20 protein-coding genes, 1 tRNA gene and 1 pseudogene are annotated in these 23,917 nt (G+C 66.2%); 8 read left to right on the top strand and 14 right to left on the bottom strand.

Translation table 11 applies throughout. The features are described 5' to 3' along the window. Window positions 1-83 precede the first annotated feature (83 nt). On the bottom strand, window positions 84-680 hold the full coding sequence (locus ACWYRN_RS08350; RefSeq protein WP_488691970.1) for a hypothetical protein: 597 nt from the start codon (window positions 678-680) through the stop codon (window positions 84-86). Between the two features lie 125 nt (window positions 681-805). Here ACWYRN_RS08350 and ACWYRN_RS08345 point away from each other — a divergent pair. Then, window positions 806-882: transfer RNA gene (locus ACWYRN_RS08345), tRNA-Pro, on the top strand. Between the two features lie 221 nt (window positions 883-1,103). Here ACWYRN_RS08345 and ACWYRN_RS08340 read toward each other — a convergent pair. The 13 genes from ACWYRN_RS08340 to ACWYRN_RS08280 all read right to left on the bottom strand — a co-directional run bounded on the left by ACWYRN_RS08340 (window position 1,104) and on the right by ACWYRN_RS08280 (window position 15,825). After that, window positions 1,104-2,024: a hydroxymethylglutaryl-CoA lyase gene (locus tag ACWYRN_RS08340; RefSeq protein ID WP_488691969.1), complete on the bottom strand. Its 921-nt coding sequence runs from the start codon at window positions 2,022-2,024 to the stop codon at window positions 1,104-1,106. A 4-nt stretch (window positions 2,025-2,028) separates the two neighbouring features. Further along, window positions 2,029-2,970, bottom strand: a complete 942-nt coding sequence (locus tag ACWYRN_RS08335; protein ID WP_488691968.1) for a 2-hydroxyacid dehydrogenase — start codon at window positions 2,968-2,970, stop codon at window positions 2,029-2,031. A 1-nt stretch (window position 2,971) separates the two neighbouring features. Then, window positions 2,972-5,014 (bottom strand): acetyl/propionyl/methylcrotonyl-CoA carboxylase subunit alpha, encoded by a 2,043-nt coding sequence (locus ACWYRN_RS08330; protein ID WP_488691967.1) that lies wholly within the window; start codon window positions 5,012-5,014, stop codon window positions 2,972-2,974. A gap of 59 nt (window positions 5,015-5,073) precedes the next feature. Beyond that, window positions 5,074-6,111 (bottom strand): biotin synthase BioB, encoded by a 1,038-nt coding sequence (gene bioB / locus ACWYRN_RS08325; protein WP_488691966.1) that lies wholly within the window; start codon window positions 6,109-6,111, stop codon window positions 5,074-5,076. Window positions 6,112-6,120: 9 nt separating this feature from the next. Then, window positions 6,121-6,915, bottom strand: a complete 795-nt coding sequence (bioD, locus tag ACWYRN_RS08320) for a dethiobiotin synthase (protein WP_488692790.1) — start codon at window positions 6,913-6,915, stop codon at window positions 6,121-6,123. A 44-nt stretch (window positions 6,916-6,959) separates the two neighbouring features. Beyond that, the gene (gene bioF, locus ACWYRN_RS08315; RefSeq protein WP_488692789.1) at window positions 6,960-8,141 is read right to left on the bottom strand and encodes an 8-amino-7-oxononanoate synthase; all 1,182 of its coding nucleotides are present in this window, start codon (window positions 8,139-8,141) and stop codon (window positions 6,960-6,962) included. 2 nt (window positions 8,142-8,143) lie between these two features. Beyond that, the gene (gene bioA, locus ACWYRN_RS08310) at window positions 8,144-9,484 is read right to left on the bottom strand and encodes an adenosylmethionine--8-amino-7-oxononanoate transaminase (protein WP_488691965.1); all 1,341 of its coding nucleotides are present in this window, start codon (window positions 9,482-9,484) and stop codon (window positions 8,144-8,146) included. 18 nt (window positions 9,485-9,502) lie between these two features. Beyond that, window positions 9,503-10,288 carry an enoyl-CoA hydratase/isomerase family protein gene (locus tag ACWYRN_RS08305; protein WP_488691964.1) on the bottom strand — a complete coding sequence of 262 codons (786 nt, stop codon included), beginning with the start codon at window positions 10,286-10,288 and terminating at the stop codon, window positions 9,503-9,505. Window positions 10,289-10,297: 9 nt separating this feature from the next. After that, window positions 10,298-11,905: a carboxyl transferase domain-containing protein gene (locus tag ACWYRN_RS08300; protein ID WP_488691963.1), complete on the bottom strand. Its 1,608-nt coding sequence runs from the start codon at window positions 11,903-11,905 to the stop codon at window positions 10,298-10,300. Between the two features lie 15 nt (window positions 11,906-11,920). Further along, window positions 11,921-12,403, bottom strand: a complete 483-nt coding sequence (locus ACWYRN_RS08295; protein ID WP_488691962.1) for a YchJ family protein — start codon at window positions 12,401-12,403, stop codon at window positions 11,921-11,923. A gap of 142 nt (window positions 12,404-12,545) precedes the next feature. Next, the gene (locus tag ACWYRN_RS08290) at window positions 12,546-13,109 is read right to left on the bottom strand and encodes a YdeI/OmpD-associated family protein (protein WP_488691961.1); all 564 of its coding nucleotides are present in this window, start codon (window positions 13,107-13,109) and stop codon (window positions 12,546-12,548) included. A gap of 52 nt (window positions 13,110-13,161) precedes the next feature. Continuing rightward, window positions 13,162-14,397, bottom strand: a complete 1,236-nt coding sequence (locus ACWYRN_RS08285; protein ID WP_488691960.1) for a D-amino acid dehydrogenase — start codon at window positions 14,395-14,397, stop codon at window positions 13,162-13,164. Between the two features lie 132 nt (window positions 14,398-14,529). Further along, complete coding sequence (locus ACWYRN_RS08280; RefSeq protein ID WP_488691959.1) at window positions 14,530-15,825, bottom strand: serine hydrolase domain-containing protein; 1,296 nt, start codon at window positions 15,823-15,825, stop codon at window positions 14,530-14,532. Window positions 15,826-15,980: 155 nt separating this feature from the next. Here ACWYRN_RS08280 and ACWYRN_RS08275 point away from each other — a divergent pair, with 155 nt between their 5' ends. From ACWYRN_RS08275 to ACWYRN_RS08245, 7 genes and pseudogenes are all read left to right on the top strand, one after another. Beyond that, window positions 15,981-16,724 carry a GntR family transcriptional regulator gene (locus ACWYRN_RS08275; RefSeq protein WP_488691958.1) on the top strand — a complete coding sequence of 248 codons (744 nt, stop codon included), beginning with the start codon at window positions 15,981-15,983 and terminating at the stop codon, window positions 16,722-16,724. Between the two features lie 107 nt (window positions 16,725-16,831). Further along, entirely contained in the window at window positions 16,832-17,713 is an 882-nt protein-coding gene (locus ACWYRN_RS08270; RefSeq protein WP_488691957.1) for an N-acetylmuramic acid 6-phosphate etherase, read from the top strand. A 62-nt stretch (window positions 17,714-17,775) separates the two neighbouring features. After that, a complete protein-coding gene (locus ACWYRN_RS08265; RefSeq protein WP_488691956.1) occupies window positions 17,776-19,041 on the top strand; it encodes an MFS transporter in 1,266 nt (421 codons plus the stop codon). 101 nt (window positions 19,042-19,142) lie between these two features. Beyond that, window positions 19,143-20,285, top strand: coding sequence for an acyltransferase family protein (locus ACWYRN_RS08260; protein WP_488691955.1), 1,143 nt, complete (start codon window positions 19,143-19,145; stop codon window positions 20,283-20,285). A gap of 36 nt (window positions 20,286-20,321) precedes the next feature. Continuing rightward, a complete protein-coding gene (locus tag ACWYRN_RS08255; protein WP_488691954.1) occupies window positions 20,322-21,935 on the top strand; it encodes a glycoside hydrolase family 10-like protein in 1,614 nt (537 codons plus the stop codon). A 141-nt stretch (window positions 21,936-22,076) separates the two neighbouring features. Continuing rightward, a complete protein-coding gene (locus ACWYRN_RS08250; protein ID WP_488691953.1) occupies window positions 22,077-22,982 on the top strand; it encodes an N-acetylglucosamine kinase in 906 nt (301 codons plus the stop codon). A gap of 22 nt (window positions 22,983-23,004) precedes the next feature. Then, a pseudogene (locus ACWYRN_RS08245) lies at window positions 23,005-23,775 on the top strand (N-acetylmuramoyl-L-alanine amidase); the annotation flags it as partial. Between the last annotated feature and the right edge of the window lie 142 nt (window positions 23,776-23,917).

Here is a 23,917-nt window from a genome sequence, read left to right as displayed (position 1 = left end):
TGGTCGGCTCCACCCGATAATGTGCATTAACGTAACGCGCGCGCCGCCCACGCGTTCAATCACCGCCTGCACTGCCTTACCATTCACCACTTGCAACCGCTGTCCTTCTTGTCCGCCAGAAGGAAGAGCGGCGCCAGCAAGCCGCCCGGCACGCCATCCTTGCAATTGCGCCGTTTCGCAGCGCCAATCATGCGTGCCGCCTTGGTTTCCGTTTCCAGCGGTTTCTCGGGGAACTGGCCGACGGCCGTGCCCTCCTTTGCCGGATCGCGCATGTTGGCCAGGGAGCGGGCGCTGCGCTTGGCGGCGTCGAGGTCGAAACGCGGCGTCTCCGTTGGCGCCGCCGGCGTCTGCGGCTGTTCGACAACGAAGGGATCGGGTTCCGCAGCCTTGCCGGTGTCGGGCGGGACGGCGATGACGGGCCGTGGCGTAGCCGGTTTCTTCACGCGTGAGGGCCGCTCGGCCCTGGGCGTTGGTGCAGGCGGTGGTGGTGGTTCCGGGGCCTCGACACGCGGCGGTGGCGGGGGCGGCTGGATCCGTACCGCGATCGAACGCGGCGGCTCGGGCACGTCGTCGGGACGGCCCGCGCTGCGCCACATCGTCAGCAGCGCCGTGTGTACCAGGATCGACAAGACAATCCCGAAGCCCACGCGCTGCATGCGGCGGCTGTCCTCGGCGGACATTGCTTCGAATCTTGTCAGTGCCACATTCACCATCCCTGCTCCTGTTGCGCGAAAAACCGGAAAGATCATCTATTTTCCCACATCAACTTGACCGAAAGCTTGGGGACCGGTATTATTGATGTCTTCGGAGTGTAGCGCAGCCCGGTAGCGCATCTGGTTTGGGACCAGAGGGTCCAAGGTTCGAATCCTTGTACTCCGACCAGTATTAAGAGAGAAGCCGACAGCGAAAGTTGTCGGCTTTTTTCGTTTACGTGGCTGTTTTTGTGGCGATGTTGTTTGTAGGGTGGACGGGTTCCCCGTCCACGCGTCGATGGTTAGCAGCGAGATCATCCGGCACGAACACGGTGCCGTCGGCGATCGACGCGTGGACGGCATAGCCGTCCACCCTACGATGCAACGGTCAACCGCAGCGTTTCGGTTAGTTCACCCCGCTCGCTTCGCCAGCAAGGCATTCCCGACACGGCTTGCGCCCTTGCGCCCCAGCTGCTGCGAAATGAACTGCCCCGCATCGACCACCTGGTCGAGGTCGATCCCGGTCTCGATGCCCAGGCCATTGAGCATGTAGACCACATCCTCGGTCGCCACGTTCCCGGTCGCACCTTTCGCATACGGGCAGCCGCCGAGGCCCGACACCGAAGAATGGAAAATCTGCACGCCCACTTCCAGGCTGGCGTAGATATTGGCCAGCGCCTGGCCATAGGTGTCGTGGAAGTGTCCGCTCAGTTGCTGCAGCGGGAATTCGCGGCTTGCCGCCAGCATCACTTCCTGGGTCTTGCGCGGCGTCGAGACGCCGATGGTGTCGGCAATGTCGATCTCATCGCAGCCGAGGTCGCGCATGCGGCGCACCACGTCGGCCACGGCCTCCAATGGCACCTCACCCTGGTAGGGGCAGCCGAACGCCGTGCTGATGCTGCCGCGCAGGCGGATGCCGTTCGCCTTGGCGGCTTTCGCCACCGGTTCGAAGCGTGCGATCGATTCGGCGATCGAGCAGTTGATGTTCTTTTGCGAGAAGGCTTCCGAGGCCGAGCCGAAGATCACGACTTCATCGGCTTTCGCCGCCAGCGCCGCTTCGAAGCCCTGCATGTTGGGCGTCAGCGCCGAGTAGATCGTGCCCGGCAGGCGCGTGATGCGCGCCATCACCTCGGTGCTGGTCGCCATCTGCGGCACCCACTTCGGCGACACGAAGGACGCCGCTTCCACGTTGGCGAAACCGGCGCGCGACAGGCGGTCGACCAGCTCGATTTTCACGTCGGCGCTGATGGTTTCCTTTTCGTTTTGCAGGCCGTCGCGCGGACCGACTTCGATGATCTTGACCTTCTTCGGCAGGGTGGCTTGGCTGTTCATGGTGTCAGTATCCCAGTTGGCGGTCGACGATGTCCGCGACCGGTTGATCCGCCTCGAAGGCGGCGATTTTATCGATGATCTGGCGCACGGCATCCTCGCGCACGGTGAGCGCGGAGATGTGCGGCGTGATCGTGATGCGCGGCTCTTCCCAGAACGGGTGCGGCGCCGGCAGCGGTTCGTTGCGGAACACGTCGAGCGTGGCGCCGGCGATATGGCCGGAGCGGATCAGCGTTAGCAGATCCGGCTCGGCCACCTGGGCGCCGCGTGCGACGTTGATCAGGTAGGCGCCTTTCGGCAGCGTGGCCAGGCGCCGGCGGTCCAGCAGGTTATTCGTTTCCGCCGTGAGCGGCAGCAGCGACACCAGCACGCGCGTGCCGCTTAAAAATTCATCGAGCGACGCCATGCCGGCGAAGCACTCCACGCCCGGCAAGTCCTTGGCGGTGCGGCTCCAGCCGCGCACCGGAAAGCCGAAGCCGCGCATGGTTTCCACCACGCGCAGGCCCAGCTTACCGAGACCCATCACGCCGATCGTGAAGTCTTTTTTCTCGTGCGCCGGCAGCGGCGCCCACAATCCGTGGCGCGCCTGCTCCTCGTATTCGTCGAAGCGGCGGAAGTAGCGCAGCGTCGCATACGCCACGTACTCGGCCATCTGCACCGCCATGCCGGCGTCGCCCAGGCGCACCAGTGGCACCTGCGGCAGCGCCTCGCCGAACTTCAGCACCGCATCGGCGCCGGCGCCCATCAGGAAGATGGCTTTGACCCCTGACAGCTGCGGCAGCAGGCCTGGCGCCGGATTCCACAGCACCGCATAGTCGCAGGCGGGCAGCGTTTCGCCCTCGCGCCAACTGACGGTCTCGACGCCCGGCAGCAGGCGTGCGAAATCCTCGGCCCAGGGCCCGGTCTGTCCATCACCGCGGTACAGCAGGATGCGTACAGCGGACGTCATATTACGCAGCCTTGAAAGCCAGCAGCGGCGCGCCGTCCGCTACCTGGTCGCCGACCGCATATAACACTTCTTCCACCAGGCCATCCGACGGCGCGGCAATGGTGTGCTCCATCTTCATCGCTTCCATGATGACCAGCGGCTCGCCCTTTTTCACTTCCTGGCCGGCCTCGACCATCACGGCCACGACCTTGCCCGGCATCGGCGCGGTCAGGCGCCCGCCCGCTGCTTCCGCCTCGCCGGCGTGGGCCATCGGGTCCTGGTAAGACAGCGTGTGGTGCTCGCCGTTCGTGAACACGTGGAACAGCTCGCCGTCGCGGCGCACATTCCCGTGCATCGACTGCTCGCCCAGGCGGATCGAGTAAGCCGCGCCTGCGTGCGCCAGCAGGGTCAATGCCTGTTTGTTGCCCTCGATGTCGAGCTCCCAGCCCTGCGGGTGGTACACCAGGCCGACGTTGTAGGCGCCGCCATCCTGGCCGGCCGCATGCTCGTCGGTGAACGAGAGGAAGCGGCGGTAGTCGCCGTTCAGGCGCCAGCCCTGGGCCTGGCCCCACGGGTCGGCGGCAACGCGCGAGGCGCCGCGCGATTGGTTCTTTTCTGCTTCGGTCAGGGCCACCGCTGCCAGCGCCAGCGCGCCGGCTGGCGCTGCTTTCGAGGCCGGGAACAGCGACTCCTGGTTACGCTCGATCAGGCCGGTGTCGAGGTCGGCCGTCGAGAAGGCCTGGCCTTCGACCAGGCGCTTCAGGAAGGCGATGTTGGTCGCCAGCCCGACGATCTGGAATTCGCTCAGCGCCTGCGACAGGCGCGCCAGCGCTTGCGTACGGTCCGCGCCCCAGACGATCAGCTTGGCGATCATTGGATCGTAGAACGGGGAAATGGCATCGCCCTCGCGCACGCCGGAATCGATGCGCACCGCGGCCGGCTCCACGCCTGCCGTGCCGCCCAGCTCGAAGCTGACGGCGCCAGGGGTATCCATGTGGCGCAGCGTGCCGATCGACGGCAGGAAGCCCTTCTCGGGGTTCTCGGCATAGATGCGCGCCTCGATGGCGTGGCCGTGGATGGCCAATTCGTGTTGCTGTTTCGGCAGCGGCTGGCCGGACGCCACGCGCAGCTGCCATTCCACCAGGTCGGTCCCGGTGATCATTTCCGTCACCGGATGCTCCACCTGCAGGCGGGTGTTCATCTCCATGAAGTAGAACGAACCGTCCTGGTTGGCGATGAATTCGACGGTGCCCGCGCCGACGTAGCCGACCGCGCGCGCCGCGGCCACCGCCGCTTCGCCCATGGCTGCGCGGCGCTCGGGCGTCATGCCCGGCGCCGGCGCTTCTTCCAGCACCTTCTGGTGGCGGCGCTGCACCGAGCAGTCGCGCTCGTGCAGGTAGACGCAGTTGCCCAGCTTATCCGCAAACACCTGGATTTCGATGTGACGCGGACGCGTCAGGTATTTTTCGACCAGCACCTTGTCGTCGCCAAAGGAGCTGATCGCTTCGCGCTTGCAGGAGCCGAGCGCGGCGACGAAATCTTCGCTGCGCTCGACCACGCGCATGCCCTTGCCGCCGCCGCCGGCGCTGGCTTTCAGCAGCACCGGGTAGCCGATGCGGTCGGCCTGCTCGCGCAGGAATTCAGGGTCCTGGTTCTCGCCGTGGTAGCCCGGCACCAGCGGCACGTTCGCGCCTTCCATCAGCTGCTTGGCAGCCGACTTCGAGCCCATGGCGCGCATCGAGGAGCCCGGCGGGCCGATGAAGACCAGCCCGGCCGCCTCGACGGCCTCGGCGAACTCCGCGTTCTCCGACAGGAAGCCGTAGCCCGGGTGGATGGCCTGGGCGCCGGTGGCCAGCGCGACCTCGATGATCTTCGGCCCGCGCAGGTAGCTTTCCTTGGCCGGGGCCGGCCCGATCAACACCGCCTCATCGCAGACCGCCACGTGTTTCGATCCGGCGTCCGCTTCGGAATACACGGCGACGGTGCGGATGCCCATGCGGCGCGCGGTGGCGGCGACACGGCAGGCGATTTCGCCACGGTTGGCGATGAGGATCTTGGTGAACATGCGTTTGTCTCGCTTTATATATTCTTGATGTTGATCGGGTTAGCGCAGGCCGAAGCGGCTTAGCAGCCGCAGGCTTCCTTCGGCGCCGATTCCAGCGTGGCCGAGCGGGTTTTCAGGCCCAGCTTGGCCAGCAGCGCGCGGTCGTCTTCGGCTTCCGGGTTGCCAGTGGTGAGCAGCTTGTCGCCGTAGAAGATGGAATTGGCGCCGGCCATGAAGCACATCGCCTGCACTGCTTCGCCCAGCTGGCGGCGGCCAGCGGAGAGGCGCACGCGCGCTTCCGGCATGATGATGCGGGCCACCGCGATGGTGCGCACGAACTCCAGCGGGTCGAGCGGATCGAGGCCGTGCAGCGGCGTGCCTTCCACCTGCACCAGGTGGTTCACCGGGACCGATTCCGGATACGGGTTCAAGTTGGCCAGCTGGGCCAGCAGGCCGGCGCGCTGTTCGCGCGTTTCGCCCATGCCGACGATGCCGCCGCAGCACACCTTCAGGCCGGCGTTGCGCACGCGGCCCAGCGTGTCCAGGCGGTCCTGGTATTCGCGGGTCGAGATCACGTTGTTGTAGAAGTCCGGCGCGGTGTCGATGTTGTGGTTGTAGAAATCGAGACCAGCGTTCTTCAGCTGCTCGGCCTGACCCTCTTCCAGCATGCCGAGGGTGGCGCAGGTTTCCATGCCCAGCGCTTTTACCTCGCGCACCATCTCTTCCACTTTGTCCATGTCGCGCTCTTTCGGGCTGCGCCAGGCGGCGCCCATGCAGAAGCGGGTGGCGCCGTTGGCCTTGGCTTGGCGCGCGGCGTCGAGCACGGTGTCGATGTCGAGGATCTTCTTGGCTTCGACGCCGGTGTCGTAGCGCGCGGCCTGCGGGCAGTAGCCGCAGTCTTCCTCGCAGCCGCCGGTCTTGATCGACAGGAGCGTGGCCAGTTCGACGTCGCCGCCCGGGAAGTGGGCGCGGTGCGCCTGCTGGGCGCGGAACATCAGGTCGTTGAACGGCAGTTCGAACAGGGCCAGGACGTTGGCCAGCGGCCAGGTGGCGTCGGGACGCTCCTTGATGGCGGCGGTTGGGCGGTGCAGGGCGACGGTGTTGGTTGGGGCGTTCATGATGTTTCCTTATTTTGAAGCAGAGCCCCGCGGCGACGGCCAGCCCGGCAGTCCCGCGAGATCGATGAATGGGGCCGCATTCGCGGCAGTGGCTTGTTCCAGGCGCGGCACAACGCCCAGCAGGGGCGCAGGGATGCGCGCCGCCAAAGCCTCGACATTCTCGTCGAAGAAGCGCATGTCCGGGTCCGCCGTGTTGGCGACCCAGCCGGCCAGCACCAGTCCGCGCGCGACGATGGCTTCCACCGTCAGCAGGGCGTGGCTGATGCAGCCCAGGCGCATGCCGACCACCAGGATCACCGGCAAGTTCAGCTGGGCGGCCAGGTCGGCACTGTCGAAGGTGTCGTTGAAGGGCACGCGGAAACCGCCCACGCCTTCGACCACCACCGAATCGGAGGCGGCCAGGATCTCGGTGTAGGCGGCCAGGATCGGCACCGCTTCGATGGTCACGCCTTCGAGCGCGGCGGCGATGTGTGGCGCTGCCGGTTCGCGCAGCATGAAGGGCGTGGTGATGTTCTGTGGCAGGTGCACGTTGCCCGCGGCGATCAGCATGTCGGCGTCGTCGTTGTGCAGTTCGCCGTCACGCAGCGCGGCGCCTGCGGCAACCGGTTTCATGCCGCAGGCGCGCTGGCCGCTTTCCACCAGCTTGTGCAGGATCGCGGCGGAGACCAGGGTCTTGCCGATCTCGGTGTCGGTGCCGGTGACGAAGCAGGCGAAACGCGAAGGAATGCCTTCGGCGGCCAGCGCTTCCGACACGGCAAGCGCCGGTGCATCGGCGGGTTTTGGTTGCGCGAGTACCGGCGCGATGGCGGTTTCGACCGCCGGTTCCTGGGGTTCGTTCAGGTTGCGGCTCACAGGGCCTCCAGTTGGTTGATGGCCTGCGCCAGTTGCGTGACCTGTTCGGGGGTATGGGCAGCCGACAGCGTGATGCGCAGGCGCGCCGTGTTCGCGGGCACGGTGGGCGGGCGGATCGCCGGCACCCACAGGCCCTGCGCATGCAGGCTGGCCGCCACGCGCAATGCTTCGTCATTCGCGCCGATGACGATCGGCTGGATCGCCGTGTGCGAGACCGGGCGCTGCCAGCGCGTCAGCCTGAGTTCGTCGTCCAGCTGCGCGATCAGTGCGGCCAGGTGGGCACGCAGGCTTGCGCCCTCCTCGCCTTCGATGATGTCGAGGCTGGTGAGCAGTGCATGCGCGATGGCCGGCGGCGAGGCCGTGGTGTAGATGTAGGGCCGCGCGCGCTGGATCATCAGTTCGATCACGCTCGCATGCGCGGCAATGAAGGCGCCCGACACACCGGCCGCCTTGCCCAGCGTGCCGACATAGACCAGGTTCGGCGAACGCAGCGCAAAGTGTTCCAATGCGCCGCGGCCGTGTGCGCCGAGTGCGCCGAAGCCGTGGGCATCGTCCACCACCAGCCAGGCGCCATGCCGTTCGCACAGGGCCAGCAGTGCGGGCAGCGGCGCCAGGTCGCCATCCATGCTGAAGACGCTGTCGGTGACGACGATCTTCGTGCATGCGCTGCTCGCTTCCAGCTGGGCCGCCAGCGCGGCCACGTCGCCGTGCGGATAAACGCTCACATTGGCGCGCGCCAAACGGGCGCCGTCGATCAGCGAGGCGTGGTTCAGCGCTTCCGAGAAGATCATCGCATCCGGTTCCGCGCCGAGCGCGGTGAGCACGGCGAGATTGGCCATGTAGCCCGTGCTGAAATACAGGGCACGTGCATCGACCAGGTTCGGCGCCACGAAGGCGGCAAGGCGCTCTTCCAGCAGCGCATGCGCGCGGCTATGCCCGCTGATCAGGTGCGAGGCGCCGCTGCCGGCGCCGTACAGGCTCGCGCCTTCGCCCAGGGCCTCGACCACGCGCGGATGCGCGGCCAGGCCCAGGTAGTCGTTGCTGCAAAATGCCAGCATGGCGCGGCCATCGACAAGCTGCTGCGGCGCGCAGGCGGATTCCGCAATGCGGCGCCGGCGCGTCAGGCTCTGCGCTTCCAGCGCCGCCAGCTTGCCCTGGACCTTGTCGATCAGGTCCATGTTCACGACCCGATCACCGACTCGAACACGCTCTGCGTGCGGATCGCAAGGAGCTCGATGTCCTCGTCGCTCAAGACATATGGCGGCATCATGTAGACGGTGCGGCCGATCGGGCGCAGCAGCAATTCTTTTTCGGTGGCCTCGGTGAAGAAGCGGCGCGAGAAGGTCGAGGCGCGCGCGGCATCCGGCTCGATGGCGTCGAACGCGAAGATCATGCCGCGCTGGCGGAAGTGGCGCACGCGCTCGTGCTCGGCCAGCGGTGCCAGCGCCACGGTCAGCCTGGTTGCCAGCTCGCGGTTGCGGTTCAAGACGTCGTCTTCCTGGAAGATCTGCAGCGTCGCCAGCGCGGCGCGGCAGGCCAGCGCGTTGCCGGTGTACGAGTGCGAGTGCAGGAAGCCGCGCGTGATGTCTTCGCTGTAGAAGGCTTGATAAATTTCGTCGGTGCACAGCACCAGCGACAGCGGCAGGTAGCCGCCGCTGATGCCTTTCGACAGGCACAGGAAGTCCGGCCAGATCGCCGCCTGTTCGCAGGCGAAGAAGGTGCCGGTACGCCCGCAGCCGACCGCGATCTCGTCGGCGATCAGGTGCACGTGGTGGCGGTCGCACAGCTCGCGCAGCAGTTCCAGGTAGAGCGGGTCGTACATCGCCATGCCGGTGGCGCATTGCACCAGCGGCTCGACGATGATGGCGGCGATCTTGTCGCCGCGTTCCTCGAAGAGTTGTTCGACGTCCTTCAGCGCGCGGCGCGCCACGTCCTGGCTCGATTCACCCTCAGTCGCATTGCGCGCATCGGGCGAGGCCACCACGTGCGAAGCGCGCAGCAGCGGGCCGTAGGCGTCCTTGAACAGCGGCACGTCGGTCACGGACAGGGCGCCGATGGTCTCGCCGTGGTAGCTGCCCTGCAGGCAGACGAATTCCTGCTTGGCCGGATAACCGGCATTGCGCCAGGTATGAAAACTCATCTTCATCGCGATCTCGACCGCCGAGGCGCCGTCGGAGGCGTAGAAGGCGTGTCCCAGCGCGTGGCCGGTGAGGGCGGCCAGTTGTTCCGACAGTTCGATCACCGGCTCGTGGGTGAAGCCTGCCAGCATCGCGTGCTCGAGCTTGTCGAGCTGGTCTTTCAATGCCGCGTTGATGCGCGGGTTCGCGTGCCCGAACAAATTCACCCACCAGGAGCTGATGCCGTCCAGGTAGCGTTTACCCTCGTGGTCGTACAACCACGGACCCTTGCCGTGGCTGACCGCGATCAGCGGCACTTCCTCGTGGTGCTGCATTTGCGTGCAGGGGTGCCACACGCTGCGCAGGCTGCGTGCGATCCAGTCGGACGATGTTTGATGCTTCAAAATGAATCCAATACTTCTTTAGTTCAGCCATGACGGCTTGCGCTTCTCCAGGAAGGAAGAAACGCCTTCGCGTCCCTCGTCCGAAGCGCGGATGGCCGCAATGCGCTGCGCGGTATCGAGCACCATCGCCTCGTCGGCCGGCTTGCCGACGACCTCGCGCACCAGCTTCTTCGCTTCCACCACGGCGTGCGGGCTGTTCGAGACCAGCGACTTGACGATGCCGGCCACGGTCGTGTCCAGCGCCTCCATCGTCACGACTTCGTGGGCAAAGCCCATGCGCGCGGCCGCGGCGGCGTCGAAACGCTCGGCGGTGATGAAGTAGCGGCGCGCGGCCTGCTCGCCCATCGCCTTGATGACGTAGGGAGAAATCGTCGCCGGGATCAGGCCCAGCTTCACTTCGGACAGGCAGAAGTTTACTCCTTCGGCGGCCACCACGATGTCGCAGGCCGCAACCAGGCCCATGCCGCCGGCGTAGCAGTCGCCCTGGACCTTGGCCACGGTCGGCTTCGGGCACAGGTAGATCGTGCGCAGCATGTCGGCCAGGCGCGCGGCATCAAGCTCGTTCTCGCTGTGCGAGTAGCCGGCCATCTTCTTCATCCAGTTCAGGTCCGCGCCGGCGCAGAAGGCCGGGCCGTTCGCGGCCAGCACGATGGCGCGCACCAGTTCGTTGCGGCCGAGTTCATCGAAAGCGAGCGCCAGTTCGGCAATCGCTTGCTCGTTGAAGGCGTTGCGCAGCTCGGGGCGGTTCAGGGTGACGGTGGCGACCTTGTCGGCGATGGCAATGCTGAGAGTCTGATATTCCATATCCATTCCTTACATGCGGAAGACGCCGAACTTCGTTTCTTCGATCGGCGCGTTCAGCGCAGCCGACAAACCTAAACCCAACACCATCCGCGTATCGGCCGGATCGATCACGCCGTCGTCCCACAGGCGCGCCGACGCGTAATACGGGTGGCCCTGGTGCTCGTACTGCTCCTTGATCGGCTGCTTGAACGTGGCCTCTTCTTCCGCCGACCACTGGCCGCCCTTGGCTTCGATGCCGTCGCGCTTGACGGTCGCCAGCACCGACGCCGCCTGGTCGCCGCCCATTACGGAAATGCGCGCGTTCGGCCACATCCACAGGAAGCGCGGCGAGAAGGCGCGGCCGCACATGCCGTAGTTACCGGCCCCAAAACTGCCGCCGATGATGACCGTGAACTTCGGCACCGAGGCGGTAGCGACAGCCGTCACCATCTTGGCGCCGTTGCGCGCGATGCCTTCGTTTTCGTACTTGCGGCCGACCATGAAGCCGGTGATGTTTTGCAGGAACACCAGCGGAATCTTGCGCTGGCAGCACAGTTCGATGAAGTGGGTGCCCTTCAGCGCCGACTCCGAGAACAAAATGCCGTTATTCGCGATGATGCCGACTTTTACCCCGTAGATGTGGGCGAAGCCGCAGACCAGGGTGGTGCCGTAGCGCGCCTTGAATTCGTCGAATTCGCTGCCGTCGACTACCCGCGCGATCACTTCGCGCACGTCGAAGGGCTTGCGGGTGTCCACGGGAATCACGCCGTACAGTTCTTGTGACGCGTACTTCGGTTCCACCACTTCACGCGTCGCGCCCTGTACCGGTTTCACCCGGTTCAGGTTCGAGACGATGGTGCGCGCCAGCGACAGCGCGTGCAAGTCGTTCTGCGCCAGGTGGTCGACCACGCCTGACAAGCGGGTGTGGACGTCGCCGCCGCCCAGGTCTTCGGCGCTCACCACTTCGCCGGTGGCTGCCTTCACCAGCGGCGGGCCGCCCAGGAAGATGGTGCCCTGTTCCTTGACGATGATGGATTCGTCGCTCATGGCCGGCACGTAGGCGCCGCCGGCAGTGCAGGAACCCATTACGACCGCGATCTGCGGGATGCCCTTGGCGGACAAATTCGCCTGGTTATAAAAAATGCGGCCGAAGTGGTCGCGGTCGGGGAAGACGTCGTCCTGGTTCGGCAAATTGGCGCCGCCCGAATCGACCAGATAGATGCACGGCAGCTGGTTTTGCTCGGCGATCTCCTGGGCGCGCAGGTGTTTTTTCACCGTCATCGGGTAGTAGGTGCCGCCCTTGACGGTGGCGTCGTTACAGACGATCACGACTTCCTGGCCGGCGACGCGGCCGATGCCGGTGATGATGCCGGCCGCTGGCGCCGCGCCGTCGTACATCTCGTAGGCGGCCAGCTGGGAAAACTCGAGGAAGGGCGTGCCCGGGTCGAGCAGCATCTGCACGCGGTCGCGCGGCAGCAGTTTGCCACGCGCGACATGCTTGGCGCGCGCCGCTTCGCCGCCGCCTTCGGCAATCGCCGCCACCTTGGCGCGCAGGTCGTCGACGATGGTTTGCATGGCGGCGGCATTCGCCTTGAAGTCATCACCGCGCGGGTTGAGTTTGCTCTCGATATGGGGCATTGCCGTCTCTCTTAATTATTCGGGAAAGGTGCCGTCCAGGTAGAACCAGCGCGGCGTGCCGCCGATGGCCGGGTCGGGCTCGCGCAGGAAGCGGCTGGTTTCATGCAGCCGGTGTGCGCGGCCACCCACCTTGAAGCGGGCGACGAATTCGACCGTGTCGCTATCTGGACTGCTATCTGGATGATCCGGCAATTCTGCTTTACGTTGACGTAAACGTAAAGCAGATTTTATCTCCAGGCCGAGCCAGCGCAGGTGCTCGTCTTTATCGAGAATGGCGTCCTGCGGCCGGGTACTCGGGTGCCAGGTGGCGCGCAGGTAATCCTCGTTGCGCTGGGTGTAGGCGGTATAGCGCGAGCGCATCAGGGCTTCGGCAGTAGGCGGCAAGGCGTCGCCGGCGATGTAGGGGCCGCAGCAGGCGGCAAGCGTTGGACCGCCGCAGGGGCAGGTTCCAGGCGATTTTTTCGAAGTAGGCATGCGCGGATTATCCGCGATTTCCATGGAGCGGCGCACTCGGCGTGGCTGCGCGGCCGATGACCGGACAAACAAATGTTTGCCCTATAAACAAATGTTTATGGCCCAAACAAATGTTGGTGCGGCAGCACATGCCTGGCCCGATATCCTGGCGTACCGCTGGGCAGCTTCAGGGCAGGCGCACGCCGGCGGCGCAGGCCTGTACCAGCTTCGCGAGGCGCGCCGCCCGGGTTTCCGGCTTCTTCGCCGTGGTAATCCAGTGCAGAACGGTCTTGCGGTAGCCCGGCGGCAGCTTCTCAAAATAGGCCCAGGCAGTGGCGTCGCGCCGGAATGCCTGCAGTTCGGATTCGGCCAGTTCGGCCGCCTGTGCCTGCTCGTGCGAATAGATGCCGGATTTCGCTTCGGTACGCAGCGCAAAGGCGCGCTCGCCTTCGGGCCGCATGCGTCCGGCGGCACGCAATGCGTCCATCTTGGCGATGTTTACCGCGCTCCAGATCGAGCCGGCCCTGCGCGGCGTGAATCGGATCGAATAGGCCGTGTCGTCGAAGCGCCGGCGCCGGCCGTCGATCCAGCCGAAGCACAGCGCCTCGTCGACCGACTCCGACCAGGACATGCTGGGTTGTCCGCTGCCGACCTTGTGGAAGCCGACCAGCAATTCGCTCGCTGTAGCGGCGTGCACTTCCAGCCAGCCGCGAAATGCGGCGGGGGTAGCAAAGAAAACGGGTTCGGTCATGGGCGGTCCGCTTGGCGATCCGGACATTGTACTGCCGAGCAGCCGAGGAAAATCAGCGCCGCAGCGCCAGCATCTCCAGCGCGAACGGCGGCGCCTTCCCCTGCATCAGGCTGCTCAATAACTGGGCAGTGCCGGCCGCAAAGGTGAAGCCGAGCGGACCATGGCCCACGTTCAGCCACAGGTTCGACAACGGCGTGGCGCCGACGATGGGTGCGCTGTTCGGCGTGGCCGGGCGCAGGCCGGCCCAGGCAGTCACCTGGCTGTAGTCGGCCGCATGCGGCATGGTTTCTTGCACCTGGCGCGTCAGGCTGCCCACGCGTTTCGGGTCCAGCGTCAGGTCTTCGCCCACCATGTCGACCATCGCCGCCACGCGCAGCTTGTTGCCGATGCGCGCGTACAGCACCTTGCGCTCGAAATCGGTCACGCTGATCTGGGGGCCGGTATCGGTGGGGCGGATCGGCGCGGTCAGGCTGTAGCCCTTGAGCGGATACAGGGGTAGCCTGATGCCGGCGTATTCGGCCAGCGCGCGGCTCTGGATGCCGGCCGCCAGCACATAGGCGTCGGCGCCGAGCGCACCGATGCTGGTGTCCAGGCCGCTCACGCGTCCGCCGGCAACGGCCAGGCCGCGCACCTCGGCATGGACGAAGCCGCCGAAGCGCGGATGCCTGCGCACGCGTTCGGCCAGGGCCACGCAAAAGGCGTAGCAGTCGGCCACCGCTTCGCCGGCGTTGTAGATGCCGCCGGCCAGCAGGCTGCGCGCCGCCGCCAGCGAGGGTTCGCGCGCGGCGCATTCGGCGCCCGTCCAGATCTCGCCGGCGGTGGCCTTGCCGGCGGCCTGCTCGAAGATCTTCGAGGAGCGGTACACCACCAGTTTGCCGGCATCGCGCCAGTCGAATTCGTCGGGGGAAATGATGGCGCCGAGCTGCTGCATGCCGGTGCGCGACAGTTCGCCCAGTTCCAGCAGCTTGGCGGTGGTGCGGCGGTTCGCGGCGGCCGTGCACTGGCCGAGGAAGCTGGCCAGCCAGGTCCATTGGCGCAGGTCGGCCTCAGGCTTGAAGCGCAGCGGGCCGTGTTCCTGGAACAGCCACCCAATGGCCTTCAGCGGCACGCCGGCGTCCGCCAGCGGCGACACGTAGCGGTAGCTCAGCTGGCCGCCATTGCCATGGCTGGCGCCGCTCGCCACGTCGGACGCGCGGTCGACCAGGGTCACCTTGTAGCCGGCCTCGAGCAGCCACCAGGCCGAGGTCAGGCCGACGACACCGCCGCCGATGACAATTACTTGTTGCATCCCGCCACACTTTTATTTGCTGACATAAGGGAAGAGCTTAGGCGCTCGGCCCGGTTCCAAGCCAATGAAAGTGACAAGCCACGCCATAACCGGCAGTCATGCATCCCATGCAAGATGCATGCGCCCCCTGTCTCAGCTGGCGATGGCATGCTGAAACATGCTCGTAAGAATGTTTTCCTCGAAGCTGGCGAGTGCCGAGTAGCGTCCCTTGCGTGTGCCCGGGTCGCTTGAGGTGCCGCCCACCAGCACCACCAGGCCATTGCGGCGCTTGCGGTCGAACGCGAACACCGAGCGCAGGCCGTAGGCGTCGCCCAGGTGGCCGACGGCATCAAAGCCTTCCACCAGGCGCATGCCCGGCTGGTCCGGGAACTGGGCATTGCCCAGGCCCCAGGCGTTGAAGAAGCCGTTCATGCTGTCGCCATTGCTGCCGTTCGCCGTCCATTGGCGCGCGAACATGCGTTCCAGGGTCGCGGCTTGCAGGATGCGCTTGCCCTCGTGGATGCCGCCGTCCATCAGCATGCGCATGACCACGCCCAGGCCGCGCGCCGAGATGCGCAGGCCGCCGGTCGGGCTGAAGGGCGTGGCGTTTTCGCCGATCACGTAGCGGTCGAGGCCGGGCGGCGGCGCCGGCGGACGCACATCGTCGGCCTGGGCGATCCAGGGGCCGTCCGCATTCCACACTTCGGTATCGATTGTGCGCTTGCGGTAGAGGGTGGCAAGGTTGGCCAGCGCCGCCGGCGGCAGCTCGGCTGGGTTGTAGCCGGCGTCCAGGCCCAGCGGATCGAGCAGCAGGCGCCGCATCAGGCGATCAAAACGTTCGCCCGTGGCGCGCTCCATCATGGTGCCGATGAGGCCCCAGCCGAGGTTGCAATAGGTGAACCAGTCGCCGGGGCCGGCTTCCTTTGCATACGTGGCGCTTGCGCCGGGCACCAGGACGCTGCGCAGCGAGGTGCCGGCCGGGAAGGAATAGCCGGCCTCGTCGCGCAGCGAGGAAGTGTGGGTCAGCAGGTGGCGCAGGGTGATGGCGCGTTCCGGGAAGTGCGGATTGCGCAGCGTGAAGCCGAGGTAGGCGGACACGTCGGCATCGAGCTCGAACTTGCCCGCTTCCATCAGCCGCATCAGGCCGAGCGTGGTCATCAGCTTCGAGACCGAGGCGATGCGGTACAGGGTGCTTGATGTTGCCGGCAGGTCCGCCGTAGCGCCATTACCGATCCTGCGTCGGCCAAAGGCGCCTTCGTACCCCACCTGCCCGTCGCGGATCGCCAGCACCGACAGGCTGGCCAGCTCGCAGGCCGAGTCGGCGGCGATGGCCGCCAGCGCCCGGTCCAATGCCGCATGCGATGAGCCGGCGCCCGGCGCTGCCGCCCACACGGGTTCGAGCGCGCCCAACAAGGCCATTCCCAATACCGTTCGCCTGCCCTGGTTCATGCCTGTCCTTTCCAAGTAGTGGTTCGAGCATAGGCAGCGATTGCCCCGCTCGCCAATGAAATGCCGTGGCTGCATCATACGTTTTCGCTATGGCGCTTGCGCACAACTCGACAAAATCGCCGCTGTGAGCGCAGCGCTGGCTTACACTTGAACGCATGAACCAGTCTTTCAACGACTTCAGGATCGACCTGAACGACAATTCTCCCCTGTACATGCAGCTGGCGCGCAAGCTGATGCAGGACGTGCGCGAGGGCCGCTACCAGGCCGACCAGGCCCTGCCTTCCGAGCGCACCCTGTCGGAAACGCTCGATGTGTCGCGGGTCACCGCGCGCAAGGCCATCGACCAATTGGTCGAGCAGGGCCTGGTGGTGCGCCGCCGCGGCTCGGGCAACTATATCGCGCCGCGCATCGAGCAGCCGCTGTCGAACCTGTCGAGTTTTTCCGAGCAATTGCAGCAGCGCGGCTACACGCCGAACTCGCACTGGCTGAAACGCGAGGTGGTGGCCGCCGACGCCGACGAACAATTGGCCCTGGGCCTGTCGCCGGGCGCCCGCGTGGCGCGCCTGGAGCGCCTGCGCCTGGCCGACGAGGTGGTGATGGCCTACGAAACCAGCGTGATCCCGGCCTCGGTGTTGCCGCAGCCGCAGGACGTGTCGCACTCGCTGTACGCCCACCTCGAGCGCGGCGGCCAGGTGCCGGTGCGCGCCTTGCAGCATATCCGCGCCATGAACGCGCCGAAGGAACTGGCCGAGCGCCTGGGCGTGCCGGAGGGACAGGCGGTGCTGTTCATTACCCGCGTCGGCTACCTGGAATCGGGCGTCGCGGTCGAGCTGACCCATTCGTATTGCCGCAGCGATTACTACGATTTCGTGGCCGAACTGCGGCGCGCGCCCAATTGATGGCCGCATAACTTTTCGGAATGATGACGGCCTTTCCTTTCATGGGAAGGCGTCCGTAATTGGTATTACACTGGTTTTATCGACAATCCCGCCAAACGGCCGCGACCATGCTCAAGACCGAAACACCCGCCCTGGACCATGCCCAGCTCGACCAGTATCCGACCACGGAGCTGGTGAATGCGCTGGTCGATGACCAGCTGAACGCGGTGAACGCGGTGCGCGCCGCTGCGCCGCGCCTGGCCGCCGCCGTCACCGCCGCCGTGCCGCGCATGGAAGCGGGCGGACGCCTGATCTATGTGGGCGCCGGCACCTCGGGCCGCCTGGGCCTGCTCGACAGCGTGGAACTGTATCCCACCTTTTCCTGGCCGCATGGCCGCGCCGTGGCCCTGCTGGCCGGCGGCAGCGATGCCATGTTCGTGGCGGTCGAAGGCGCCGAAGACGATATCGTCCAGGGCGCGGCCGATTTGCAGTCGGTGGAGGTGATGGCGGACGACGTCGTGCTCCTGATCGCCGCCTCCGGCGCCACGCCCTATGTGCTGGGCGCCCTGCGCGCCGCGCGTGCGGCCGGGGCGCTGACGATCGGCTTTGCCAACAACACCGATGCGCCGGTTGCCCTCGAGGCCGAGATCGGCATCACCCTCGACACCGGCGCCGAGATCATTTCGGGCAGCACGCGCCTGAAAGCCGGCACCTCGCAAAAGATTGCCCTGAACAGTTTTTCGAGTGCCTTGATGGTGCGTTTGAACAAGGTTTACGGGAACCTGATGGTAGACTTGAAGGCTACCAACGCCAAGCTGGTACGCCGCGCCATCCGCCTGACCTCGTTCGCCACCGGCGCCGATGAAGAGGCCGCGCGCGCCGTGCTGGAACAGTGCGATTTCCACGTCAAGACCGCCATCGTGGCCTTGTCCAAACAAACTGGTGTCGAGGAAGCACGCGCCTTGTTGGAAACGGCGCGCGGCAGCGTGCGGCAAGCCCTGGCCGGGTAAGAGCAGGCCGGCGCGACCGTTGCCGGGCACAGCGGTTCTCTTCACCCGATCACGAAAGAGTTATGCAAACTTCGCAAGCGAAAAGTCCGTGGCTGTGGGTGCCCTCGCTGTATTTTGCCCAGGCCATTCCCTACGTGGTGGCAATGTATCTGTCGGTCATCATGTACAAGGACATGGGGATCTCGAACACCGACATCGCCTTCTACACCAGCCTGCTCTACCTGCCCTGGGTCATCAAGCCGCTGTGGTCGCCCGTGGTCGACATGTTCGGCACCAAGCGCGGCTGGACGGTATGCCTGCAACTGGTGATTGCCGCCTCGCTGGTGGCAGTGGGCGCGGTGTTGCACCTGCCGGCGTTCTTCAGCGTCAGCCTGGCCGTGATGTGGCTGATGGCCTTCAGTTCCGCGACCCACGACATTTCCGCCGACGGCTTCTACATGCTGGGCCTGCGCCAGAAGGACCAGGCCGCGTTTGTTGGCGTGCGCAGCACCTTCTATCGCCTGGCGACGCTGGCCGGGCAAGGCCCGCTGGTGGTACTGGCCGGCTACCTGGCGGTGTCGCTGGGCGATGCGCACCAGGCCTGGTCGATCGTGCTGTTCATCCTGGCCGGCTTCTTTGCGCTGGCCTTTGCCTGGCACCAGATGCTGCTGCCGCGCCCGAAGGAAGACCACGCCGTGGCGCGCGGCGAAAACCCGCTGCGCGAATTCTTCGGCACCTTTGGCGCCTTCTTCGGCAAGCGCGACATCTGGCTGATCCTCGGTTTTATCTTGACCTTCCGCCTGGGCGAGTCGCAGCTGCTGAAACTCGTGGCGCCTTTCCTGAAAGACCCGATCGAACAGGGCGGCCTGGGCTTGACGACGGCCGAGTACGGCATCGCCTACGGCACCATCGGCATCATCTTCCTGACCATCGGCGGGCTGGCCGGCGGCTACCTCATCTCGCGCCTGGGCCTGAAGCGCTGCCTGTGGCTGATGGTGTTCGCGGTGCACCTGCCCGACCTGGTGTTCGTGTACCTGTCGCAGGCGCAGCCGACCAACTTCTACCTGATCTCGGCCTTCCTGGCCGTGGAGCAATTCGGCTACGGCTTCGGCTTCACGGCCATGATGCTGTACATGATCATGGTGGCCGAGGGCGAGCACAAGACGGCGCACTACGCCATCTGCACCGGCTTCATGGCGCTGGGCATGATGGTGCCGGGCATGTGGAGCGGCGCCCTGCAGGAATTCCTGGGCTACAAGAACTTCTTCATCTGGACCTGCCTGGCCACGATCCCGGCCTTCATCATGGCGGCGCTGGTAAAGATCGATCCCGAGTTCGGCAAAAAGTAGGGTGGATGGGTCGTCATTCAGGCCCCCAGCCTGAATGACTCCACGCGTTCAACGCACGTCCGCAAATCGAACCATCACAATACATGGAGACCCCGCCGCCAATGCGCGACGCCCCCAATCGACTCGATGCGCTCGACGCCTTCCGCGGCTTCACCATCGCCGCCATGGTGCTGGTGAACAATCCCGGCGACTGGGGTAACCTGTATTCCCAGCTGGCCCACGCCAAGTGGCACGGCTGGACCTTCACCGACACCATCTTCCCCTTCTTCCTGTTCATCGGCGGCATGGCCATGGCCCTGTCGCTGGGCCGCCTGGCCGCCGCTGGCGCCGACAGGCCGCAACTGCTGCTGAAACTCGCCAGGCGCGCCTGCCTGATCTTCCTGATCGGCTTCCTGCTCAATTTCATTCCCCGCTTCGACCTCGCCACCGTGCGCATCCCCGGCGTGCTGCAGCGCATCGCCCTGTGCACCCTGCTGGCCGCGCCCATCGTGGTGTATTGCGGCTGGCGCATGCAGCTGGCCATCATCGCTTTCCTGCTCACCCTGTACAGCGCGCTGATGCTGTTCTATCCCGTGCCCGGCATCGGCGCCGGCGTGCTGGAACCGGGCCAGGACTTCGGCGCGTACCTCGACCGCATGCTGCTCGACGGCCACATGTGGGTGCAATCGAAAACCTGGGACCCGGAAGGCTTGTTCAGCACCCTGCCCGCCCTGTGCAGCCAGCTGTTCGGCGTGCTGGCCGGGCGCTTCCTGCTGACGAAACTGGACCGCACCGAGCAGATCGTCTGGATGCTGCTGGCCGGCCTGTTGTTCGTGTGGCTGGGCGTGGTGCTCGACGCCATCCTCATGCCGATCAATAAAAGCCTGTGGACACCGTCCTACTGTTTCCTGATGACGGGCTGGGCTTTGTTACTATTCTGCGCCTTCTTCTGGCTGCTCGACGCCAACCCCTACCGCGCGCTGCGCGAGGCGGCGGCGCGCTGGGCCAGGCCGTTCAAGATCTACGGCATGAATGCGCTGTTCATTTTCGCCTTGTCCGGCCTGCTGGCCAAGATGCTCGGCTTCATCAAGCTGACGGCGGCCGATGGCGGCGCGGTGTCGCTCGGCCGGGCGCTGTATGCGCCGCTGCGCGACTTGCCGATCGGGGCCGTGAACAGCTCGCTGCTGCATGCGTTGCTGTTCAATGCCTGCATGTTCGCGGTGGCCTGGTTCATGTGGCGCCGGAAGTGGTTTGTCAAAGTATAGAACTCGAAACACTGGAAAGAATAAAGGGGACTGGTAGTGCAAGCTGATAAGAAACGACGCGCGTTGACGCTGGCCGGCATGGTGGGCGCATTGGCCATGGGCGGCTTCCTGGGCGCCTGCTCGACGCCGACCACCCAACACGCCACGCTGCCGGACGGCAGCATCATCGGCAGCAGCGATACGCCGCCGGCCGCGCCGCGCGAATTCCGCGCCGCCTGGGTGTCGACGGTGGCCAACATCGACTGGCCGAGCAAGCAGAACCTGAGCGCGGCCCAGCAGCAGGCCGAGGCGATTGCCATCCTCGACCGCGCCAAGCTGATGAACATGAATGCCATCGTGCTGCAGGTACGCCCGTCGGCCGACGCCATCTACGCCTCGACCATCGAACCGTGGTCGGAATACCTGACCGGCGCGCAGGGCAAGCCGCCCCAGCCCTGGTACGACCCGCTGAAGTTCTGGGTCACCGAAGCGCACGCGCGCGGCCTGGAGCTGCACGCCTGGTTCAACCCCTACCGCGCCCGCCACGACGGCGCCCGTTCGCCGGCGGCCAGCAACCACATCACGCGCACCAATCCGGCTGCGGTGAAGCGCTACGGCAAGTTCATGTGGATGGACCCGGGCGAGGAGTCGGCATCGAAGCAGACCCTGGACGTGATCCTCGACGTGGTGCGCCGCTACGACATCGACGGCGTGCACCTCGACGATTACTTCTACCCTTACCCGATCGAAGCGACCCCGGCCGTGGCCGGCAACCAGGCGGCGCTGGACGGCAAGCCCGCCACCAAGGCCGAGCTCGACTTCCCGGACACGCCGGCCTGGGAACGCTACCTGGCCGGCGGCGGCAGGCTCGACCGCGCATCCTGGCGCCGCCAGAACGTCGACCACCTGATCGAGGACATGTACAAGGGCATCCACCGCGAAAAGAGCTGGGTGCGCTTCGGCATCAGCCCGTTCGGTCTCGGCCGCCCCGACCGCCGCCCGCCGGGCATTGCCGGCTTCTCGCAGTACGACAAGCTGTATGCCGATGCCGAACTCTGGCTGCAGAAAGGCTGGCTCGATTACTTCACGCCGCAGCTGTACTGGGCCCGTTCGCAGAAGGCGCAGTCGTATGACGTGCTGCTCGATTACTGGATCGGCCAGAACACCATGGGCCGCCACATCTGGCCGGGCCTGTTCACCAGCCGGATCGGCGCGCCGACCAAGGATTACCAGCCGCAGGAGATCCTGGACCAGATCAGCGTCACCCGTTCGCGCCCGCAGGCCGGCGGCCACGTGCACTTCAGCATGGTTGCGCTGATGCAGAACCGCAAGGGCATCGCCGACCAATTGCGCACCCAGTCGTATGCGGGCCCGGCGCTGGTGCCGGCCACGCCCTGGCTGGGCAGCACCAAGCCCGGCCTGCCGACGGTAAAGGCGACGCGCCTGGCCCGCGGCATGGCCCTGAAGTTCACCGCCGGCAAGGCGAACGCGCTGTACACGGTGTGGGAGCGCCACGGCAACGAATGGAAGTTCCACGTGGTGCCGGCCTCGAAAGTGGACTGGACGCTGAATGACGATGGGCGCCTGGGGGCGGCGGATGCCGTGTTCGTGAGCGCCGTCGATCGTCTCGGGAACGAGAGCGACCGTATCCGCGTGTGGAGCAAGCAATAACTGCAACATGTGCGAACGTAGGGTGGGCGCCCCGTGCCCACGCGTGAACTGTGCACATTGTTGGCCTGCTTCACGCTAACACAATTCGGACGTCACGCGTGGGCACAGGGCGCCCACCCTACGAATCAACGTTCTCGTCTTATGTCGACTCATCACTCCATTGGCCTCGGTATCGATGCCGGCGGCACCCAAACCCGCTGGGCCCTGTGCACGGCCGACGGCACGCTGCTGTCCGAAGGCGCCGTCGCCGGCCTGTCGGCCCTGCAAATGGCCAGCAACGATGGCCGCAATGCCGTGCACGCCACCTTCGTCGAACTGGCGCGGCAGGTGCTGAACGTGGCGCAGCCGCAGCAGGTGCATGCCGGCCTCACCGGCTTCGGCGGCGACGGCGGGCAACTCCAGCAGTGGCTCGCCGGCCTGCTCGGCATCGCCCCCGACGCCATTACCCTCTGCAACGACATCGACATCGCCTACCGCGCCAGCTTCGCACCCGGCGAAGGCTACCTGGTGTATGCAGGCACCGGCTCGATCGGCGCCTTCATCGACGCCGGCGGCGCCTTCCACCGCGCCGGCGGACGCGGCGTGGTGCTCGACGATGGCGGCGGCGGCTTCTGGATCGCGCGCGAAGCCCTGCGCCACATCTGGCGCAACGAGGACGAATGCCCGGGCCGCTGGGAAGCTTCGCCCATGGCGCATGCCGTGTTCGCCCACGTCGGCGGCGCGGACTGGGCGTTTTCGCGCCAGTTCATCTATGGCCAGGACCGCGGGACCGTGGGCAAGCTGGCGCTGGCCGTTGCCGCCAGCGCCGAACAGGACCCGGCGGCGCTGCGCATCCTGGAAGACGCTGGCCGCGAACTGGCGCGCCTGGCGCAGGCCCTGCTCGCGCGTTTCGGGCCGCGTCCGGTGGCGCTGGGCGGGCGCGCCGCCGGGCTGCACCCGGCAATCGCGGCAAGCATGCGCGCCAGTCTGCCGCCCGGCACTATCCTGACGCATAGCACCACGCGCGCCCACCATGCTGCCGCCCGTTTGGCCGCCGCCGCTTCCTGATCATTCACTATTCACGCTACCAATGAAAAAAATCCTTGCTGCCTTCATGATTGCCCTGCTGGCCGGTTGTACCACCCCCGGCCCGCGCATCGACAAAAGCCTGAGCGCCACCGGCCAGGCCAGCCGCGTGCGCTTCCTGGTGCTGCACTACACCGTGGCCGACAAGCCGGCCTCGATCAAGATCCTGACCCAGCAGCAGGTCAGCGCCCACTACCTCGTCACCGACGATCCGCAGCCGACGATCTACGGCCTGGTCGACGAGACCCGCGCCGCCTACCATGCGGGCATCTCGAGCTGGAAGGGCTACACCCAGCTGAACAGCAGCTCGATCGGCATCGAGATCGTGAACGCCGGCTGGAAGGACACGCCGCAGGGCCGCGTGTTCGCGCCCTTCCCGCAGTCGCAGATCGACGTGCTGGTGCCGCTGATCAAGGACATCATCGCGCGCCACAAGATTGCGCCGGAAAACGTGCTCGGCCACAGCGACATCGCGCCGCTGCGCAAGCAGGACCCGGGCCCGCTGTTCCCGTGGCATCAGCTGGCCCAGGCCGGCCTGGTGGTGTGGCCGGATGCGAACCGCGTGGCCGCCGTGCGCCAGGTGTTCGATATCCAGGTGCCGGACGCCGCCTGGTTCCAGAAGAAACTCGCCGCCCATGGCTTCGCGCTGGCCCAGACCGGCGTGCTGGACCAGCAGACCCGCACCGTGATTGGCGCCTTCCAGATGAAATACCGTCCGTCGAACATTGCCGGCGAACCGGATGCGCAAACCGCGGCCATGCTGGAAGTGCTGACCACGCCGGCGAATGCACCGCTGCCGCCGGTGCCGCCTGCGCCGCAGCTGCCGCAGTTGCCCACTTCGCCTGCCGTGCCGGGAACGCCGGTCCCGGTGCCGGGCGTGCCGCCGGTCCAGGCCGTGCCGCCGGCGCCGGCGGTGC

This window comes from Massilia sp. BAP21, assembly GCF_057801335.1.
Note: the sequence above shows the minus strand (reverse complement) of the source record. Positions and strands in the feature narration are given on the sequence as shown.

Excerpts from the sequence above, each read along its gene's own strand:
- ACWYRN_RS08350 (WP_488691970.1), bottom strand. The coding sequence starts at position 680 with ATGTCCGCCGAGGACAGCCGCCGCATGCAGCGCGTGGGCTTCGGGATT.
- ACWYRN_RS08340 (WP_488691969.1), bottom strand. The coding sequence starts at position 2,024 with ATGAACAGCCAAGCCACCCTGCCGAAGAAGGTCAAGATCATCGAAGTC.
- ACWYRN_RS08335 (WP_488691968.1), bottom strand. The coding sequence starts at position 2,970 with ATGACGTCCGCTGTACGCATCCTGCTGTACCGCGGTGATGGACAGACC.
- ACWYRN_RS08330 (WP_488691967.1), bottom strand. The coding sequence starts at position 5,014 with ATGTTCACCAAGATCCTCATCGCCAACCGTGGCGAAATCGCCTGCCGT.
- bioB (WP_488691966.1), bottom strand. The coding sequence starts at position 6,111 with ATGAACGCCCCAACCAACACCGTCGCCCTGCACCGCCCAACCGCCGCC.
- bioF (WP_488692789.1), bottom strand. The coding sequence starts at position 8,141 with ATGGACCTGATCGACAAGGTCCAGGGCAAGCTGGCGGCGCTGGAAGCG.
- ACWYRN_RS08305 (WP_488691964.1), bottom strand. The coding sequence starts at position 10,288 with ATGGAATATCAGACTCTCAGCATTGCCATCGCCGACAAGGTCGCCACC.
- ACWYRN_RS08300 (WP_488691963.1), bottom strand. The coding sequence starts at position 11,905 with ATGCCCCATATCGAGAGCAAACTCAACCCGCGCGGTGATGACTTCAAG.
- ACWYRN_RS08295 (WP_488691962.1), bottom strand. The coding sequence starts at position 12,403 with ATGGAAATCGCGGATAATCCGCGCATGCCTACTTCGAAAAAATCGCCT.
- ACWYRN_RS08290 (WP_488691961.1), bottom strand. The coding sequence starts at position 13,109 with ATGACCGAACCCGTTTTCTTTGCTACCCCCGCCGCATTTCGCGGCTGG.
- ACWYRN_RS08285 (WP_488691960.1), bottom strand. The coding sequence starts at position 14,397 with ATGCAACAAGTAATTGTCATCGGCGGCGGTGTCGTCGGCCTGACCTCG.
- ACWYRN_RS08280 (WP_488691959.1), bottom strand. The coding sequence starts at position 15,825 with ATGAACCAGGGCAGGCGAACGGTATTGGGAATGGCCTTGTTGGGCGCG.
- ACWYRN_RS08275 (WP_488691958.1), top strand. The coding sequence starts at position 15,981 with ATGAACCAGTCTTTCAACGACTTCAGGATCGACCTGAACGACAATTCT.
- ACWYRN_RS08270 (WP_488691957.1), top strand. The coding sequence starts at position 16,832 with ATGCTCAAGACCGAAACACCCGCCCTGGACCATGCCCAGCTCGACCAG.
- ACWYRN_RS08265 (WP_488691956.1), top strand. The coding sequence starts at position 17,776 with ATGCAAACTTCGCAAGCGAAAAGTCCGTGGCTGTGGGTGCCCTCGCTG.
- ACWYRN_RS08260 (WP_488691955.1), top strand. The coding sequence starts at position 19,143 with ATGCGCGACGCCCCCAATCGACTCGATGCGCTCGACGCCTTCCGCGGC.
- ACWYRN_RS08250 (WP_488691953.1), top strand. The coding sequence starts at position 22,077 with ATGTCGACTCATCACTCCATTGGCCTCGGTATCGATGCCGGCGGCACC.